This window comes from Bacteroides sp. BFG-637, assembly GCF_024793605.1.
GTDB classification, from domain to species: Bacteria; Bacteroidota; Bacteroidia; order Bacteroidales; family Bacteroidaceae; genus Bacteroides; species Bacteroides vicugnae.
Genome location: NZ_JANUPD010000002.1, coordinates 1,846,493 through 1,865,144 on the forward strand (window position 1 = coordinate 1,846,493; position 18,652 = coordinate 1,865,144).

An 18,652-nucleotide genomic window follows, 5' to 3' on the forward strand; every position below is an offset into this window, starting at 1 on the left:
GACATGAAAAAAAGAAATATTATTTTATGGAGTGCTTTGAGTTTGGGGATCTTTCTCCTGAGTTCCTGCTCCGATTATCTGAATGTAGACAAGTATTTCAAAGATCGCATGACGGAAGAGAAAGTCTTTGCCAGCAAAGACTATTGTGATAACTGGTTGGCAGGAGTATATGCTTATTTGTCGAAAAATAATATGATGGATGTAGGCAGTAAAGGTGCTGCTTTACATAATTTTGCTGATGATATGTTTTTTGGAGATAGCAGAGATTTGAATTATGCAACATTCCGAAACGGGTTTTATAATGAAGGAACTCGGCAGGATACATGGACAAATGCTTATATCGGTATCCGTGATGCTTCTACAATGATTCATAACATAGATATTAATCAGGAAATGTCTCATGAGGATGTTGCTGATTATAAGGCACAAGCCCGTTTTTTAAGGGCCTATTTTTACTGGATACTACTTCGTAAATATGGTCCGGTCCCTATTCTTCCGGATGAAGGTTTGGACTATATGCAAGATTATGATGCTCTTGCCTGTTCCCGTAACACTTATGATGAATGCGCAAATTTCATTGCTAATGAGATGGTATTAGCTGCTTATGATTTACCGATGTTACGTGACAATCGGAATATTGCCCGACCAACCCGGGGAGCTGCTCTTGCGGCACGTGCGAAAGTTTTGTTATATGCTGCAAGTCCTTTGGCTAATGGAAATACAGAAATGGTGGATTTGACTGATGATCAGGGTAATTGTCTGATTTCACAGACGTATGATGAATCAAAGTGGGCCAGAGCTGCTGCAGCTGCTAAAGATGTAATGGATTTGAATTTTTATGAGTTATATACTGCTGCTTTCAGAGAACAGGCTATTAATCAAGCATATCCGGCAACAGTACGTCCTCCTTATCATGAAATCTATTCTAACAGGGATTTTCCTGACGGATGGAGAGATATTGATCCGTTTGAATCTTATCGATCCTTGTTTAATGGGGATGTAGCAGCTTCTGATAATCCGGAATTGATTTTTACACGCGGGCAAAATCAGAATGCTAATGAGGATATTGTAGCAATGGGGCAACATCAGATGCCTTCGTCTGTCGGAGGATGGAACTGCCATGGTATGACTCAAAAGCAGTGTGATGCTTATTATATGAATGATGGTAAAAATTGTCAGGGAATGAATTCGGAATATGCCGGTGAAGCAGGATACGAAGGACGGGTTGATTTAAATCCGCGTGATAAGGATTTTGTAACACAGGCGGAAATAAATGCAGGTACATATCCGGAGCTAGGACCACAAGGAGAAGGTATTAGTAAGCAATATGCTCATCGCGAACCACGTTTCTATGCCTCGGTGGCTTATAATGGGAGTGTTTGGGAGATGACCAGTGCGCAAGATCAATCACAGCGTTATCAGAAAATATGGTATTATCGTGATTATCCTAACGGGCAGCAAGTTTCTGCTTCTGATTCTCACAATATGCGCACAGGTATTGGTATTAAAAAGTACTATAATCCACAGGATTCTTATATTAAAGATGCAGAAAGTACGCATTCCAATAAGATAGAACCGGCTATTCGTTATGCTGAAATCTTGCTGATTTATGCTGAGGCTTTGAATGAGTTGGAAAATGGACCTTACGAAATAGCTTCATGGGATGGAAGTAAAACGATGTCTGTTGGTCGTAATACAAGAGAAATGCAGAAAGCAATGTCGCAGATACGTATTCGTGCCGGATTGCCGGATTTTGATCAAACAATTTATGACGATCCGGATGAATTCCGTAAGTGTTTGAAACGTGAACGTCAGATTGAACTGTTTGCTGAAGGACATCGTTATTATGACTTACGGCGTTGGAAAGATGCTTCAAAAGAGGAAGTAGTTCAGGTGTATGGTTGTAATATGAATTTGGAATCTGCTCAAAGAGAAGCCTTCCATTCTCCGGTAGTAATCTCTTCCCTTCCTTCAGTGTTTGTGAAGAAGATGTATTTTTGGCCTATCTCACATGATGAATTGCGTAAGAATAGAAAGCTGACTCAAAATCCGGGTTGGACTTATTTTGACTAATAAAAGATAAAGCTATGAAGAAGATATATGTGTATTATATAATGTTACTGGCGACCGTCCTGGCTTTTACTGCTTGTAACAAAGAATGGGAAGATGAGTTGTTTGAACAGTCAGTTTCTTTTGCCAAAAACGGTGTTTATTCGACTTATGTGAAGTACAAATCGGATGGAAATGTAAGTTATCAGTTGCCGGTTATTATTAGCGGCTCTACCAACAATGATAGAAATCTGCATGTCCGTATAGGACTAGATCCTGATACTCTGGAAACTCTTAATTTTGAACGTTTCAGATTCCGCGATGATTTATATTATTTGCAGTTGGCCGAAGAATATTATACGATTCCGGAAATGGCAGTCAATATTCCGGCAGGTGCTAATACTGCGTTGCTGAATATAGATTTTTCTCTGCATGGTATCAATCTCTCGCGGGAACATATTTTACCATTAACGATTCTTGAAGGAGATGGATATGTTCCTAACTATCGGAAGCATTACCGGAAAGCGTTATTGAATGTGATTCCTTTCAATGACTATTCAGGTTCTTATTCATCAACTACTGCTATGATCTATAATCGAGATGTGGCTGATGACAAACAAACAGCTTTTTCTGTTTCTACTCGTAATACATGGGTAGAGGATGAGAATTCGGTATTCTTTTATGCCGGGGCCATTGATGAAGAGCTAAAAGAGCGCGAGATATATAAGGTGGTAGCTACATTCGGAGAATTTGATGAAGTGACGCATACGGGACCGTTGATATTAACTAATCCGGATCCTGATAATCGCATGAAGTTTGTACCGATTTCGGGAAGCTATAAAATTGAAACTAATATGGATACCAAGCTTCCTTATTTGGAACATAAATATGTGACCTTGTATGTTGAATATCATTATAGTGACGTTGCAAACGAGGCATATCCGATGAATTATAAGGTAACAGGTTCTATGATTATGGAACGTAAACGTAATATCAATATACCAGATGAAGATCAGTCTTATATTTGGTAAATTATCTCTCTTCTTCGGTTTTCATTAGGCAGGAAAGAATATAAGAGTTCCCCTTATTTTACTCTATTCTCTTTTAAGAGAAAAGTAAAATAAGGGGAATTTATATAAGATAGATTTCAAACGTGAAATTTGTATTAAGTCATATTCTGGGGGAAAGATACTTATTTTTTCGGCTTCCTGCGTGCCCATCCCTCTTCGCTGAAATCAGGCTCTTTATCTTTGAAGAGCTGCTGCCAGTCTTCTTTCTTTTTCGGGCCACGGGCGTCGGCATATCCTCGTTCGGCACGGCTTGGCTTTTCTTTCTTTGCAGATTTAGCACCTCCTCTTGTCGAAGTTTCTGATTTTCTATCCTTTCTGTCTTTGTTCTCGTAGCGTGGTGTACGTTCGTCGTTTTTACCTCCGAACCTTTTTCCGCCTTTACGATCTGCAAAACCACCTGTTTTACGGCCTTCTCCGCTTTCTTCGCCGGCCACTTCAACAGAGACTTTACGCCCGTTCCAGTTGGCGCGGTTCAATGCTTTCACTACATTCTGCGCTTCTTTTTCAACGACTTCGAAGAAAGAGAAGTTTTGCATCAGGTCGATGCGTCCTAGTTCTATGCGCCCTCGTGTGTTGCTGTTCAGCAGACCAATAAGGTCGCTGGGGAAGAAGTTGTCCGTTTTACCCATATTGATAAACAGACGGGTAAAGCCCGGAGCAGCCTTCCGGCTTCTCTTTTCAAAGCCACCCTCTTTGCGGTCACCTCTTGCACCACGTTCTCCGCGAATGTCAGTCGGCACTTCTATTTCTGCACGGTTACGATAATATTCGGCAAAGCGGTTGAATTCGTGTGAAACCATGCGCTTAATCAAATCCTCTTTGCTTAACCATTCCAGCTTGCGATAGATTTCCGGCATAAACTCGGAGATTTCTTCTTCGTTTACTTTTACCTTCTCGAGGTCATCAATCACTTTGATCAGCTGTTTCTGGCAGATGCCTGCTGCTGTCGGCATCTCTCCGGGAATGAATTTCTTGCCGATGATACGCTCTATTTCGCGGAGCTTTCCTTTTTCACGAAGATTGATGATAGCGATAGAGGTTCCTGTTTTTCCGGCACGTCCTGTACGTCCGCTACGGTGCGTATAACTTTCCGTATCGTCCGGCAGTCCGTAGTTGATAACGTGGGTAAGATCATCTACGTCCAGTCCGCGGGCAGCTACGTCAGTGGCAACGAGAAGTTGCAGGTTACGGATGCGGAACTTTTGCATAACTGCGTCGCGCTGTGCTTGTGAAAGTTCTCCATGCAGGGAATCGGCATTGTAGCCTTCCTGCATCAGCTTATCTGCAATTTCCTGTGTCTCTTTACGGGTGCGGCAGAAGATGATACCATAAATTTGCGGATAATAGTCGACGATGCGTTTCAGTGCTTCGAATTTATCTTTGGCTTGTACAGTGTAAGCGACGTGCTTCACATTGCTGGTACTTTCGTTCTTGCGACCGATCGTAATTTCCTTCGCATCACGCAGGTATTTTTTAGAAATGCGTGCAATTTCCGGACTCATGGTTGCCGAGAACAGCAAGGTGTTGCGTTCTTGCGGAACATCCGCTAAAATGGCATTGATGCTATCTGTAAATCCCATGTTCAGCATTTCGTCCGCTTCGTCCATCACTACGTTGCGGATAGTAGACAGGGATACGGTTTTCCGTTCCATCAAGTCCAGTAAACGTCCGGGAGTAGCCACAATGATATGTACACCGCGTTTCAGGCTGCGTATCTGGCTGTCAATGGAAGAACCGCCGTAAACAGGCAGTACTTTCAATCCGTCAACATACTTGGAATAGTCGTTCAAATCTCCTGCTATCTGGAGGCAAAGCTCGCGGGTGGGGCAGAGGATAAGTGATTGGGGGATTCGGTTCTTTACGTCAATCTGTTGGATCAGGGGCAGACCAAATGCGGCTGTTTTACCTGTTCCTGTCTGTGCAAGAGCTACTACATCATTATTTTCTCCTAAAAGGTACGGAATCACTTCTTCTTGTACCGGCATGGGATTCTCGTATCCCATTTCTTCAATTGCTCTACGTATCTCCGGAGAAACGCCAAGCTCTTCAAATGTCTTCATTAAATCTCTGTATATCTTTTATTTCGGCTGCAAAGATAGAGAATAATTACGAATTACGAATTACGATTTGCGATTTATTCCAGCAGGATACTGCGTAACTGTTCAATTTCTTCTGCAGAAAGTCCGATTCCCTTTTTCAGATAGGCTTGTACGCTTCCATATTCTGCCTCAATCTGTTCTTTAGCAGCGTTCAGGAAATCTTCTTTTGCAGAGTAGATGGTTGTAATGGCTTCTTGCGAATTGATCGACAGCTTATATGCATATTTAGAAGCTTTTGGAATATTAAAATAGTCATTACTCAAACGATAGTCTTCCATAATAACGTCCTCGTTGACACCAAGAGCGGCAAGCAATAAAGCGGAAACGACTCCTGTACGCCCTTTCCCGGATGTGCAATGAATTACAACCGGATAATGAGTACGGTCGAGAAGGACGGTGAACAGTTCTTTGAATTCCTTTCGGTAGTTTAGAACTAATTCCCGATTCATTTGTTCGACCAGACGGTAAATAGTGTCACTCTTTATCTTCTCTTCTTGAATTCCTTGCAGAATTTCTTCCATATTTCCTGTGAGGATAGGGATATGTATGATGTTAAATTCATCATCATGCAGTTGCGGGTAATTGTGACGTTCATTTTCAGAGCGTAAATCTATGATCGTTCGTATTCCCATGTTTTTAAGTTCCCTGCGGGAGCAGGGAGGAATACTGTCTATCTGTGCAGAACGGTATATCATTCCCCAGCGAAGTGATTTTCCTGTATCATAAGATTCATATCCCCCTAAATCACGGAAATTCTGTATGCCGGGGATATTAATGTTGCGGGTGGCCACCTTAATCCGGTATTTATTATTAAATACCATCAGGTAGTAATAACGTTGCGACGGATCGTTGGTTACGATTGTCATTTTTCCGCTCGAAATGTTAGCCATCGCGATGGGTGAATCTTCCGGAATAAGTCCGGGAGAAGTGGAGGTGTATACTTTTACCTGTCCTTTCAATACCGGTGCTGTTTCCCATTTGATGATGCAGTTGCCTATATTATTTTCTTCACATACCACGGATATGGCAGGTGACGTGCCGGAACATGATGGGAGCACTAATAAAACAGTAAGCCAGCTTAACAGGTTTTTGTACATAGTTTCTTTGTCTTGAATCGTATACTGCAAAGATAAGAATTACCCCAAGAACTGATAATTCCTTTGCGATAATTAGCCAAAGTTAATAGTAATTTACGTGTTAAGAAAGGGCGCTACTTCTTGTAGAAGAGCGCCCTGAATGGGGAAATAACCCAAGTCTGCTTTATTGAATATTGTTCAATAAGTCTATTTTTCCTTCATTGACTAACTTTAATATGAGTTCGCCGAATAAGGTGTTTTGCCAAGCGAACCAGGCACGTGTGAAGTTTTTAGGATCATCCTTGTGAAAAGACTCGTGCATGAATCCTGTTCCTGCATCTGTGTCCATCAGCATTTTTATACAAGCCTTGATTTCCTGGTCATCCTGACTGGTAAATGCTTTCATCATGATACTCATGGGCCATATCATGTCATAGCCGATGTGGGGCCCTCCGATACCTTCTCCTGCCTTTCCCTTGAAGAAATAGGGGTTGTCCTTGCTCCATACGAAACGGCGTGTGTTTTGATAAATAGGATCATTAATGTCTACATCACCCAGATAGGGCATTGCCAGCAAACTCGGAACATTGGCGTCATCCATTAGGAAATGATTTCCGAATCCGTCTACTTCAAAAGCATAGATAGTGCCGTACTTAGGATGATTGTAAGTTGCATATTTTTTTAGTGCAGTTTCTACTTCCTGTGCCAGATCTGTACATTGCTTTGCCAAATCACTATTCTTGTTTACGGTATTCAAAATTTCCGCGGCCTTCTTCAGGGAAGAAACTGCGAAGAAATTAGACGGTACGAGGAACTGTAAAGTTGTAGCATCGTCAGACGGACGGAAAGCTGAAACAATGAGTCCGACAGGATTCACGGGAGCACCTAATCCATCGTTGTTTAATGTGTCGAGTGCACGTTCTGTTTTACGCTGGAATTTATAAGGACCTACTCCCTCTTTGCGCTGTTGTTCCTTGAAAGTTGTCAGTATGTTGGTTATAGCTTGTATCCATTCATTATCAAAAATACTGGCATCACCAGTTTCTTTCCAATATTGATAGGCCAGACGCAGCGGATAACATAGGGAATCTATTTCCCATTTACGTTCGTGCAGTTCCGGTTTCATGTCGGTCAGGTCAGACATCCATTCTCCTCCGACAGCACCATCATTGAAAGCATTGGCATACGGATCAATATTGATACATTTGAATTGTCTCCGGATCACTCCTTCAAGCATTTTCTTCAATTCCGGATCTTTATCGGCCAGTTGTATATAAGGCCAGACCTGTGCTCCGGAATCCCGTAGCCACATGGCATGAATGTCACCTGTGTAAACGAAAGTATCTGGCTTACCGTCTGTTGTACGGTAGTGGACAGTTGTTTCGAGGGTATTGGGAAAACAATTCTCGAACATCCATGCCAGTTTTTGATTCGTAAGCAGCTTTTTCACTCGGATGATTTCTGCTTCCACAGCCTTTGATGTAAAAAGACGCTTATTTACAGGTGGACGGTTGCTTTTATAAGCGGCAATTTCAGCTGCCTGATTCACTACATTTGTATGATCTTTAGCTAAAACGAGTTCTGTAGCTTTGGCATGACTTCCCATTAACAGGGTGGTTGTAATAATACATATTCCGATATTCTTTTTCTTCATATCTCCATGTTTTTAAGAGGATTATTAAAATTGGTTATTGTAAATCGATTCCGCCTAGTCTTCCATACATTTCTACGAAAGCAGCTTGTGTAAGAAGCCATTTCTTTTCGCTTTTATCTGTTCCGCTCCAGTCTGTCTGAAATAGTCCCCGTTCATCCCTGGCATGATCCCATGCATAGTCGAGGCTTTTTTGGAAATCGGTTAGATAAGTCTTGTTATGGTCTATCTGATAAAGTTCAATGAAACCTCTAAGCATAACTGCCGTGAACCAAATATTCCCTTTTTTCAGTAATTGAAATGTTTGTCCATCCGGAGAGGTAAAATGAGTGAAAAAGTATCTATGACACGCTTCTGCTATGTTTTGAGCATCTTCCAGATAATTTTTCTGTTTGGTAATTTGGTAGAGCAGGGCGGCTGCCTGCATCATTTGTCCACTGTTATAGGCAAATTTGGCACGGCCGATTTTCTTATTGAGTGCGATGTTGTCGAAATATAGATGATCTTCTGGATCTTCTAAGTTCTTTTTAGTCCATTCATATAATTCTTTCCCTTGCTTTAAATAGGTATTGTCTTGAGTTGCCTGAAATAGCTTGAGAGCAAATACAGCTCCCGGTGCATTGGAACAGGTATTTTTGGATTCTTTCTTTTGTTCACACCAGTAGATTCCTCCGCCAAGTACATCGTCTTTTCCACTAAGGATGAACTCCCATATGAGTTTGGCTTTTTCCAGATATGCTTGTTTCTTTGTCATGCGATAAGAATCGGTAAAATCGATGCCCAACCAGACGTTATCATCATAGAAACGGTCGGAAACTGGTTGGTTGCTTATATAAGAAGAGTAGGCGAATGGCTCTCTTTTTTTGTCGAAATATTCTTCCAGTCCGGGCAGTACTCTTTTTTCCAGAAGTTTTTTATACTTCTTATTTTCAGTTGTTTCCAGTAATGCGTTCACGGCAGAGAATGTACCTGAATATGGCCAGAGGTAAGAGTATTCGTTTCGTCTTTTTGCTTGCTCTTGTGATGCCAGATAAGTTGCTTCCATTATTTTGGTCAAAAGGATAATTTTCACGTAAAAGGCAAGTGTTGGGTGCTGCATAGTTTTGGTACAGGGCATCCAAAGTTTGCTGTGCTTTTTCTGTGTTGGGATTTGCATTTGCAATGGTGAAAGCGCAAATAACATTAAGTAATAGGCTATTCATAATTTTTTCTTTAAGTAGTGTTTATATAAATAGTAGTTTGAATTAATCCGCAGGTTTTATTGTGGCAGTAGCCATTGAAGATTAAATTTCCAAATGTAGCACTGCGACTCTACAAAAATACCTTTTTCCTGCAACTTTTTAAATGGGAAGTAAGTAGATTGTAAATAGCTGTTAGTGTTATGTTGTTGATAATTAGTCGTATGACGATTGATTTACATCCAATAAATGTAAACGATGCTGTATGATTAATACACTATTATTCCCGGATTTATTGTCCGATTCGAGCTACTTTTTCTTCAAATTCATTCCGGTCTCCATTTGCTTTGATCCGCATTTTTGAGCGATAATTATAGATGGTAGATAAGGAGTATTGTAGGAAATGCGCAATTTTCACGCTGTCTGTAATTCCGAGCCGGATAAGTGCGAAGATTCGCAATTCAGGTGTTAAGAGTTTGCCGGGTCCCGGAATAATTGCATTTTCCGGTAAGAGCAATGCGTTAAAATCTTCAACGAAATTAGGGAAGAGATTCAAGATTGCTTTGTCGAAATTATTGTAAAACTCTACCAGATCTTCTTCTGTATTGAGTGAAGAGTGGAGGAAAGAGGTTACTTTATTTATATCTTCACTTTTGGCTATTTTGAGTGCTCTTTTCTTAAAATTGGCTATTTTAGTGATATAACTGGTATATTGTTCCATATACAACCCTACATATTCTTCTTTGATTTTATTGTTATCTGCCAATATTGAGTTCATTTGTTGTATTTCGTAAAGATGGTGCGACAAACTCTCATTAGTTTGCTCTACTTTTCCTTTTGCTTTTTTAATTGTATGAACAAAATAAATAGCAGAATACAAACCAGGCACAATGCCGTAAGCAATATTGTTATGATGATAAATTTATGTTTTTCCTTCTCTTGAAATGCCTTATCTATGAAAAGATACATGTCGGAGGCTTCGATTGTGTTAATTCTCGCATTGCATAGGATAGCATCCTCCATTGCATTTTTCATGTATTTATATGCCCGGTCTATATCTCCACTTTCAAAAATCAGCTTGGCTAATATTTTTAAGGAAAGATTTTCTCTGGCTCCATTTAATACATCGGAGATGGCTGATATTGCGAAATATTTAATCGCATTTTCACGGTCATTTTTACCTTGATAGGCAGATGCCAGAGAATATGCTATTATTCCGGCATTTCGTGAATATGGTGCATAACTCTCGTAAACACTGTCCAGTATGTGAATAGCGTCATCATACTTTTTATGGAAAAGAAGAGTCGGGGCGGCTATAAAAGCTCGTACGTTCGATGGTACTTCTTTACATTGAAGCAGTGAATCGCGATAAATTTGTGCTATCAGATCATTTTCTTGTGAATCGTGCTCGTTGGAGGCAAAAGCTTTCTGGTGATTGTAGATTGTGACTTGTCCGAGAAAGAATTCGGCTTTGAGTCTAGGGGATAGCTGCTCTTGTTGCATCAAATTGGTAATCGCCAGAGCTTCTTTGAAAAAGCCCATCGAAGATAATATTCTTGAATAATCCAGTTTTGCTTCAATTAAAAGTTCTTTGTCATTACTTTCTTGAGCAAACCTGTTCATATGGATGGCATAGGCTAAAGCGGAATCTTTTTGGAAAGATGAATACTCAAAACAAAGGGATTGCGCTATCCCGACTTTTTTCCGGATGTTTCCGGATTGCCTTAATACTATTTTCAGGCTGTCTATTTGTCTTTGCTTCTGTTTGGTATAGCTAGCTTTATTTTGTAGAGATTTATCTAATACTTTTAATAATGTTTTCACTTCATCATTCGCTTTTACGGGCAAACTGATGAAGATTAGGACTATCAATAGAGGTAAAATAAATCTTTTCATATATTAAGTAAGATTGCTTATTGAACATGGTTGTTTGCAAAGATAAGGAAATCCATATTAAGTTAAGGTTGACAGATTAACTTAATATGGATTTTATGGAAATAGGGATTTCGCTGGATGAACGTCTTGTATCCAAATCCTTATTTGTAATATCACTTGTATTTTTGTGCAAACTCCACCGAAACCGAATTGCTGAAACTTCGGCAAACTTCAGCTGCAAAGTCTTTTCCGCATTGGATTATTTTATCCCAGATCTCTTCATTCAAGTTATTTAGATCGCGGTATCGGACATCGTATTTAATTAATCCGTAGATCAGCCCTGCATTGAAGTTATCACCGGCTCCGATGGTGCTGACTGCCTGTAATGGCTCTATCGGATAATCTTTATTGACCAGATTAGTGCGTAACGCTACCTTTTCCGCACCTGCAGTACAGATGAACCGGGGACAGTAGAATTTGATTTTATCTTTGTAAATCTTGTCTATATCCTGCATACCATACATATATAGAAAATCTTCTAAAGAACCACGTACGATATCCGCATATTCCAGATTCTCAATAATGGTCGGAGCCAGCTTCATGGCTTCATTCTTGTGTGAAGAACGGAAATTCGGGTCATAATAGATAATGGCTTTCTTTTCACGTGCCTGATCTAGTAGTTCAAGAATCTTCTCCCTTAGAACCGGATTCAGTGCATAATAAGAACCCACCATGACAATGTCGTCTTCCTCCAGTTTCGGAAACAGAACATCCAGACGTTGCTTCGGGTAGTCTTTGTAGAAGATATATTCGGCATCACTCTGCTCGTTCAGGAAAGCTAAAGATACGGGTGATTTTCCATCCGGGAATACATTCACATGATCGGTCGGGATATGATTCTCACGCATGAACTGCAGGATAATATTGCCTACACGGTCATTCCCGGTTTCACTGATGAAGCCGACGTTTATTCCCATTCGTCCCAATGAGACAATACCGTTGAATACAGAACCTCCCGGTACGGCGGCAGAAGGCTGGTCACCTCGAAAGATGATATCGAGGATGGTCTCTCCGATACCGATTACTTTTCGCATAGTGATCTTGATTTTTCTCCCAGATAACCGCCGTGGTGACGTTTTGAATATTCAGCGATAGTAAATCCTGTTTCCTTCCATGGTTTGTACTACCAATATATCTCCGATCACTGTCATGGCAGTAGTAGATGTAGTAGGAGTCATCCCTAACACACAGACTTCTGCAGGCTTGCCGGTACTTAGGCAGACATCCGATTCTTTTGCCAGCGGACTATCCGGATTTCCGGTGATAACGATAAACTTCAGATCCGGGTCCAGATTATGAGCCAAACGGGTTAATTCCACAATCTCACGTGTCTTGCCAGAGTTAGAGATCAGCAGGAGCAGATCGTTTTCTTGTAAGATACCCAAATCCCCGTGTTGCGCCTCGCTGGGATGCAGAAAGACGGATGGAATACCGGTGGAACAGAAAGTCGTAGCAATGTTCATAGCAATCTGTCCGGCTTTTCCCATACCGGAAGTTACCAGTTTTCCCTTCTTCTGATGTATTTGTTCTACAATCAGTTTCACCGCTTTTTCATAAGCATCTGTTACAGGGATGTTGAGCACAGCTTGTGCTTCCTGTTGCAAAAGTTGTTTGATGGAGTCTATCATATAGGATCAGTTTATTTTTTCTTTTAATTCATTTAATGTGTTTGCTACTTCGTAATAGGTTGAGAAAGGCTGTCGTGCAAAACCTTTGTCCTCCAGGGTGTGGAGTGCTTTTAATAGCTCATCGTAAAAACCATATTCATTGTAGAAAATGACCTTCTTCCGGTGATATCCGATGGAGGCAGCGGCTATTACGTGGAAAATCTCATCAAGTGTACCGACGCCTCCGGGAAGAGCAACCAATACTTCCGACTTCTCCGTTATGATATCTTTGCGGTCACTCAAGTTACGGGTATGAATTTCTTCATCTAACAGAGTGCTTACCTTGCCGTTCTCTTCCAGTTTGGCAGGAACTACTCCAATGACCTTACCGCCATTTTCTTTCACGGCGCGGGCTATGCATTCCATTAATCCGAGGCTGGCTCCTCCATATATCAAGGTTTTGCCTGTCTGCCCCATCCATTTGCCTATTTGGCCGGCGCTTTCGAAGTACATTTTGTCAATGTTATCGGAGGCGGAACAGAATATTCCTATCTTTTCCATATACGTTGTTGCTGTTATAGTCCACAAATATCTGCAATTTTCTATAAACAGCAATAAGTTTTATTGTATTTTTGTGGCATTAATTCAATAAGGAAGTATAAAACGATGCAAGGTAACGAATATACATTGCCAAATGGCCTGCGTATTATCCATGAACCAACCCTCTCAAAAGTAGCTTATTGTGGTTTTGCGATTGATGCCGGAACCCGTGATGAGGCGGAGAATGAGCAAGGAATGGCCCATTTTGTAGAACATCTGATTTTTAAGGGAACGGAGAAGCGGAAAGCCTGGCATATTCTCAACCGGATGGAGAATGTAGGTGGTGACCTGAATGCATACACAAATAAGGAAGAAACTGTCGTCTATGCCGCTTTCCTGAAAGAACATCTGGAACGTGCGCTTGAGTTGTTGGGGGATATTGTATTTCATTCCACCTTTCCTCAGCATGAGATAGAAAAAGAAACGGAGGTCATTATCGATGAAATCCAGTCCTATGAAGATACTCCGTCGGAACTGATCTTTGACGATTTTGAAGACATGATCTTCCGCAATCATCCATTGGGAAGAAACATTCTTGGTAAACCGGAACTTCTGCGGAGTTTCCGCACGGAAGATGTCCTATCGTTTACCCGCCGTTTTTACCAACCGGGAAATATGGTGTTTTTTGTTCAGGGGCAATACGAGTTCAAGAGAATCATCCGTCTGGTAGAAAAATACCTGTCGGATATTCCTGATGTGAAGGTAGAGAATCTCCGTACACCTCCGCCTCTGTATGTGCCGGAACATTTGACGGTGGCCAGAGATACGCACCAAGCACATGTCATGATCGGTAGCCGTGGCTATAATGCGTATGATGACAAGCGTACTGCACTCTATCTGCTGAATAATGTCCTTGGAGGTCCCGGAATGAATAGTAAACTGAATGTGTCCCTTCGCGAACGCAGAGGACTAGTCTATAATGTCGAATCCAATCTGACTTCCTATACGGATACGGGAGCTTTCTGTATTTATTTCGGGACGGATGTGGATGACATGGATACTTGCCTGAAATTGACTTATAAGGAACTGAAACGGATGCGCGATACAAAGATGACTTCCTCCCAGTTGGCGGCAGCGAAGAAGCAGTTGATCGGACAAATCGGAGTAGCGTCTGATAACTTTGAGAATAATGCGTTAGGGATGGCGAAAACATTCCTGCATTATCATAAGTATGAATCATCCGAGCTTGTTTTTAAGCGTATAGAAGAGCTAACAGCAGAGATGTTGTTGGAAGTTGCCAATGAGATGTTTGCAGAGGAGTATTTATCCACATTGATTTATAAATAGTCTTTTGACGCTACTATAGTATACTGACGATTAATAAACTGTTAATATTAAATTGACCATGAAGAACTTAACACGTAATGTCTGTATTTGTTTGGGTCTGATGATGTTTCCCCTTACAACATTCGGACAACAAAAGAACAATTTTACCTATGTGCCGGCTCAAGAGCTTTTACTGGTAGGCAAAGCAACTACCGAAGGCGAATATTTCCATCGGGTAGATACAGCCAAGTATCGTACAATGCCTCCCACTGTGAAGAAACTGTTCACAAATTCTGCCGGTCTGGCTATCTCTTTTACAACGAATAGCCCTGTTATAAAAGCCAAATGGACGGTTCCTGATAATTACCAGTTACCCAATCTGACCAGAGTTGCACAGAAAGGTTTGGATTTATATATCAAACGGGATGGAAAATGGCAATTTGCCGGAGTAGGAATACCGGGTGGTGTGACTACGGAAAAAGTGCTTGTTGATAATATGGGTACGGAAGAGAAAGAATGCTTGCTGTATCTGCCTTTATATGATGAACTGAAAAGTCTGGAAATAGGTGTTTCTTCTGATGCGCATATACGTAAAGGAGAAAATCCGTTCAAAGAAAAGATAGTGGTATACGGGTCCAGTATTTTGCAGGGAGCATCTGCCAGCCGTCCCGGTATGGCTTATCCGGCTCGTTTATCCCGTAGCAGCGGGTATAATTTCATCAATTTAGGATTGAGCGGAAACGGCAAGATGGAGAAAGAAGTTGCCGAGATGTTAGCGGATATTGATGCAGATGCTTTCATTCTCGATTGTATTCCTAATCCTTCTCCCAAAGAGATAACCGACCGAACTGTTGATTTTGTAATGACGTTGCGCCAGAAGCATCCGGATACTCCTATTATTGTGATACAGACATTGATACGTGAAACAGGTAATTTCAACCAGAAAGCCCGCGAGAATGTGAAACGGCAGAACGAAGCCATCGCTGAACAGGTAGAAGTATTGCGAAAGAAGAATGTCAAGAACCTGCATTTCATAAAAGAAGATCAATTCTTGGGAACAGACCATGAGGGGACTGTAGACGGAACCCATCCGAACGACTTGGGATTCGACCGAATGTTGAAGAAGTATAAACCCGCTATCAGTAAGATACTGAAGATTAAGTTTCAGGACTAATAGCAAGAACCGTATCATAATAGAAATAAGGTTCTCCCTCTTGCTTTTCGTCTCTTAATTTTGTACCTTTACAGATTTTCCTCCTTTCACTAAGGGGATGTCACGTTATAGGGTGACATTTATCACTTTATAAGATGCCATTTATCCTTTTATAAAGTGACAATCGTCACCTTGCAAGGTGACGACTTCCCGACTGCACAAAAATACATTAATCTCTGCACTGAAAATCCTTAATCTCTGCACTGAAAGTTCTTAATCATAGTTAGAAAAGAAAGATGGCTTATTACAATTTAAAGAAGAAACCGTCCCTCACCACGAAAGAGGGCGAGACTGAAACGATGTATGCCGACATTGTTTATAGCGGAACAATTACGGCAAAGCAGCTTGTTCGGGCAGTAGCCAAGAGAACCGGATTCAAGGAGGGGATGATAGAAGGGATCCTTTCCGAGTTACGGGACGAAACACTCGACTACCTGGGCGAGGGATTCCGGGTAGAACTGGGAGAGTTTGGATTCTTCTCCGCCAAGGTGACATCCCGTTTGGTGGAGGACAAGAAAGACTTGCGTTCCAACTCCGTTTCTTTCAACGGGGTGAACTTCCGTGCTTCTAAGGAATTCCGGACAGGTGTCCGGGGAGATCTGGAGCGTAGAAAATACATTGACTTTAACACCTCAAGAGAGTGTGACAGCGAAAAACTGAAACAGATTGTACTGCAATATATCCGGCAACATGGGTTTATTACAAGAACAACGTACACCCAACTCACAGGACGGCTGAAGAACACCGCGCTCGCTGACCTCAAATCCTTTGCAGCCGAGGGTATTATCAAGAGAGAGGGACGGGGCAATCAGATGCATTTCATTGCGCCACCACCCAAGGAGCCGGATAGCGAGTTGTGAACTCTGCATGGATCTGTTTAACTTGCGTTCGCGTGTCTAAAACGTACTGTAATCATTCATCTTTAAATGATATTATGGCTGGAAATTTGTATCTTAGCGCCATGTTGGGTTGCTAATCCGGTAACCATATATGTTTGTATAATACTTCTAAAATAAAAAATGATGTTTCAGAAACTTGTAGCTATAGAACCGGTCAGCTTGGTTCCGTCGACCGAAAAAGCGTTGTATTCATTTGCCGGTCAGGTGGTGATGTATCCTGATATACCCGCGAATGATGATGAAATAATTGCCCGTATCGGAGATGCTGATGCGGTGCTTTTGAGCTATACCTCCCGTATCAACCGGTATGTACTCGAATGTTGTCCGAATGTGAAATACATTGGAATGTGTTGTTCACTCTATTCTCCCGAAAGTGCCAATGTTGATATTCGTTATGCCAATGAACGAGGTATCACGGTAACAGGTATCCGGGATTATGGTGACGAAGGAGTGGTGGAATATGTAGTCAGTGAGTTGGTGCGCTGTTTGCACGGCTTTGGACAGGAACCGTGGGAAGAATTGCCTCGTGAAATCACCGGATTGAAAGTCGGAATAATCGGATTGGGTAAGTCTGGCGGCATGATAGCGGACGCCTTGAAATTCTTTGGTGCTGATATTTCATATTATGCCCGCAGTGAGAAAGAAGCGGCTACTGTCAAAGGATATCGTTTTCTGCCATTGAGGGAACTCCTTTCAGAGAGTGAAGTCATTTGCTGCTGTCTTAATAAAAATACGGTTTTACTGCATGAAGAGGAATTTAAGCAGATGGGTAACCGGAAGATTTTATTCAATACCGGTTTATCACCGGCATGGGATGAGGCTGCTTTTACTGAATGGCTGGAAGGTGACAACCTTTGCTTTTGTGACACGATAGGCGCGTTGGGGGGTGAACAGCTTCTCAATCATCCGCATGTACGTTGTATGCAGGTGTCTACTGGCCGCACGCGTCAGGCGTTTGACCGCCTGAGCGCAAAAGTACTGGCCAATCTGTCAGAATACAATGGGTGAAGCGATATTAATCAGGGTGCTCACTACTGACCACCCTGCAATATCCGATGTAGCACTATAAATGTCTACTACGGCATGCACCTGGTCATTTTTGATTTCTACTCTTTGCGTATCTCCTACAAATCCGGGAGTAGACTGTATGGATACCTGCATGTTCTCCGGACCGACAGAAGCCCGTGAGGCGGCAACTGTAACATTCACTTTCGTTGGAAAGAGGTGAATAGCTTCCGCAGCACTACCGGAGAAAACGGTACGCTGCTCCGTTTGCAAAGAATCATCATAAACGGGTGTCCCTTTGAGTGCATTAGGACCTTTTTCATTGAAGAAGCGAGCCGTTGTATTTCCCATCAGTGAGGCGGTTCTTAAAACATCGAATCCACCGGTAGCTCCGGATGCGATATAGACCCGTGTGCCATTTGCCTTGGCGGTTTCTGTCACTTCCCGATAGAATGCTTCATCTGCCAAAGCACCGATAGACAAAGTAACGACAGACGTTCCGTTTCTCAATGCCGGCAAAGCCAATTCCCGCATAGCGGCAGGAGAGGCTGATTCTACCAGATAATCAGGCTTTAAAGCCAATAACTCTTCCAATGTGGCGCAAGCAATGCAAGGCTTGCCATGTTGCTGCATTTTATTTACGATGTGTGCTGCTTTTGATGCCGTACGCGAATAGACACCTACCAGATAATAATCTGGTAATAAACCTTTGACAACTGCATCCGCAACGATTTTTGCAAGTCGTCCACATCCTACAATGACTAATCTTTTCATGCAACAAAGATAATACTTTTATTGGCAAGAGTTTTGGTTGGTAATATTGTATTTATCGTTAGAGATGTATTCGGGGATGGAATTGTATGATAGAGTAAAGCTGGTTTTTATTAATGGTAATGTAATATATACTCTATCTAGCTTTTATAATAGACTGTTTGTTTCCTTAATTTATGAGCCATTTATAGTAGGATTACGAAGATTTTCTCTACATTTGTCTGGCTAATCTC

The 18,652-nt window shown here is 41.6% G+C and carries 12 protein-coding genes and 3 pseudogenes; 6 read left to right on the forward strand and 9 right to left on the reverse strand.

All coding sequences use genetic code 11. The features are described from left to right. Positions 1-3 precede the first annotated feature (3 nt). Both NXX38_RS07465 and NXX38_RS07470 read left to right on the forward strand, forming a co-directional pair. Positions 4-2,073, forward strand: a complete 2,070-nt coding sequence (locus NXX38_RS07465; protein WP_195649691.1) for a RagB/SusD family nutrient uptake outer membrane protein — start codon at positions 4-6, stop codon at positions 2,071-2,073. Positions 2,074-2,087: 14 nt separating this feature from the next. Beyond that, the gene (locus NXX38_RS07470) at positions 2,088-3,080 is read left to right on the forward strand and encodes a DUF4973 domain-containing protein (protein ID WP_234131722.1); all 993 of its coding nucleotides are present in this window, start codon (positions 2,088-2,090) and stop codon (positions 3,078-3,080) included. 161 nt (positions 3,081-3,241) lie between these two features. On the opposite strand, the gene NXX38_RS07475 is transcribed toward NXX38_RS07470, so the two are convergent. The 8 genes and pseudogenes from NXX38_RS07475 to NXX38_RS07515 all read right to left on the reverse strand — a co-directional run bounded on the left by NXX38_RS07475 (position 3,242) and on the right by NXX38_RS07515 (position 13,226). Further along, positions 3,242-5,179, reverse strand: a complete 1,938-nt coding sequence (locus NXX38_RS07475; RefSeq protein ID WP_148367860.1) for a DEAD/DEAH box helicase — start codon at positions 5,177-5,179, stop codon at positions 3,242-3,244. A 74-nt stretch (positions 5,180-5,253) separates the two neighbouring features. Next, positions 5,254-6,315 (reverse strand): tyrosine-protein phosphatase, encoded by a 1,062-nt coding sequence (locus NXX38_RS07480; RefSeq protein WP_148367861.1) that lies wholly within the window; start codon positions 6,313-6,315, stop codon positions 5,254-5,256. Between the two features lie 163 nt (positions 6,316-6,478). Beyond that, positions 6,479-7,948, reverse strand: a complete 1,470-nt coding sequence (locus NXX38_RS07485; RefSeq protein ID WP_148367862.1) for a glycoside hydrolase family 125 protein — start codon at positions 7,946-7,948, stop codon at positions 6,479-6,481. A gap of 34 nt (positions 7,949-7,982) precedes the next feature. Next, a pseudogene (locus NXX38_RS07490) lies at positions 7,983-9,147 on the reverse strand (glycoside hydrolase family 76 protein). A gap of 268 nt (positions 9,148-9,415) precedes the next feature. Beyond that, positions 9,416-11,019, reverse strand: a pseudogene (locus NXX38_RS07500) (DUF6377 domain-containing protein). Positions 11,020-11,171: 152 nt separating this feature from the next. Next, positions 11,172-12,092: a carbohydrate kinase gene (locus NXX38_RS07505; RefSeq protein ID WP_148367865.1), complete on the reverse strand. Its 921-nt coding sequence runs from the start codon at positions 12,090-12,092 to the stop codon at positions 11,172-11,174. Next, positions 12,080-12,686, reverse strand: a pseudogene (locus NXX38_RS07510) (SIS domain-containing protein). Before NXX38_RS07510 ends, NXX38_RS07505 begins: the two are co-directional and overlap by 13 nt. 6 nt (positions 12,687-12,692) lie before the next feature. Further along, on the reverse strand, positions 12,693-13,226 hold the full coding sequence (locus NXX38_RS07515; RefSeq protein ID WP_148367866.1) for a TIGR00730 family Rossman fold protein: 534 nt from the start codon (positions 13,224-13,226) through the stop codon (positions 12,693-12,695). A gap of 105 nt (positions 13,227-13,331) precedes the next feature. Here NXX38_RS07515 and NXX38_RS07520 point away from each other — a divergent pair, with 105 nt between their 5' ends. From NXX38_RS07520 to NXX38_RS07535, 4 genes are all read left to right on the forward strand, one after another. Further along, positions 13,332-14,552, forward strand: a complete 1,221-nt coding sequence (locus NXX38_RS07520) for a pitrilysin family protein (protein ID WP_148367867.1) — start codon at positions 13,332-13,334, stop codon at positions 14,550-14,552. 58 nt (positions 14,553-14,610) lie between these two features. Beyond that, positions 14,611-15,705, forward strand: a complete 1,095-nt coding sequence (locus tag NXX38_RS07525) for an SGNH/GDSL hydrolase family protein (RefSeq protein ID WP_148367868.1) — start codon at positions 14,611-14,613, stop codon at positions 15,703-15,705. A 275-nt stretch (positions 15,706-15,980) separates the two neighbouring features. Next, positions 15,981-16,604 carry an HU family DNA-binding protein gene (locus NXX38_RS07530; protein WP_258978956.1) on the forward strand — a complete coding sequence of 208 codons (624 nt, stop codon included), beginning with the start codon at positions 15,981-15,983 and terminating at the stop codon, positions 16,602-16,604. A gap of 162 nt (positions 16,605-16,766) precedes the next feature. After that, positions 16,767-17,651 carry a D-isomer specific 2-hydroxyacid dehydrogenase family protein gene (locus tag NXX38_RS07535; RefSeq protein ID WP_258981886.1) on the forward strand — a complete coding sequence of 295 codons (885 nt, stop codon included), beginning with the start codon at positions 16,767-16,769 and terminating at the stop codon, positions 17,649-17,651. Here NXX38_RS07535 and NXX38_RS07540 read toward each other — a convergent pair. Continuing rightward, positions 17,634-18,422 carry an aspartate dehydrogenase domain-containing protein gene (locus tag NXX38_RS07540; RefSeq protein WP_258978957.1) on the reverse strand — a complete coding sequence of 263 codons (789 nt, stop codon included), beginning with the start codon at positions 18,420-18,422 and terminating at the stop codon, positions 17,634-17,636. The genes NXX38_RS07535 and NXX38_RS07540 overlap by 18 nt on opposite strands. Positions 18,423-18,652 lie beyond the last annotated feature (230 nt).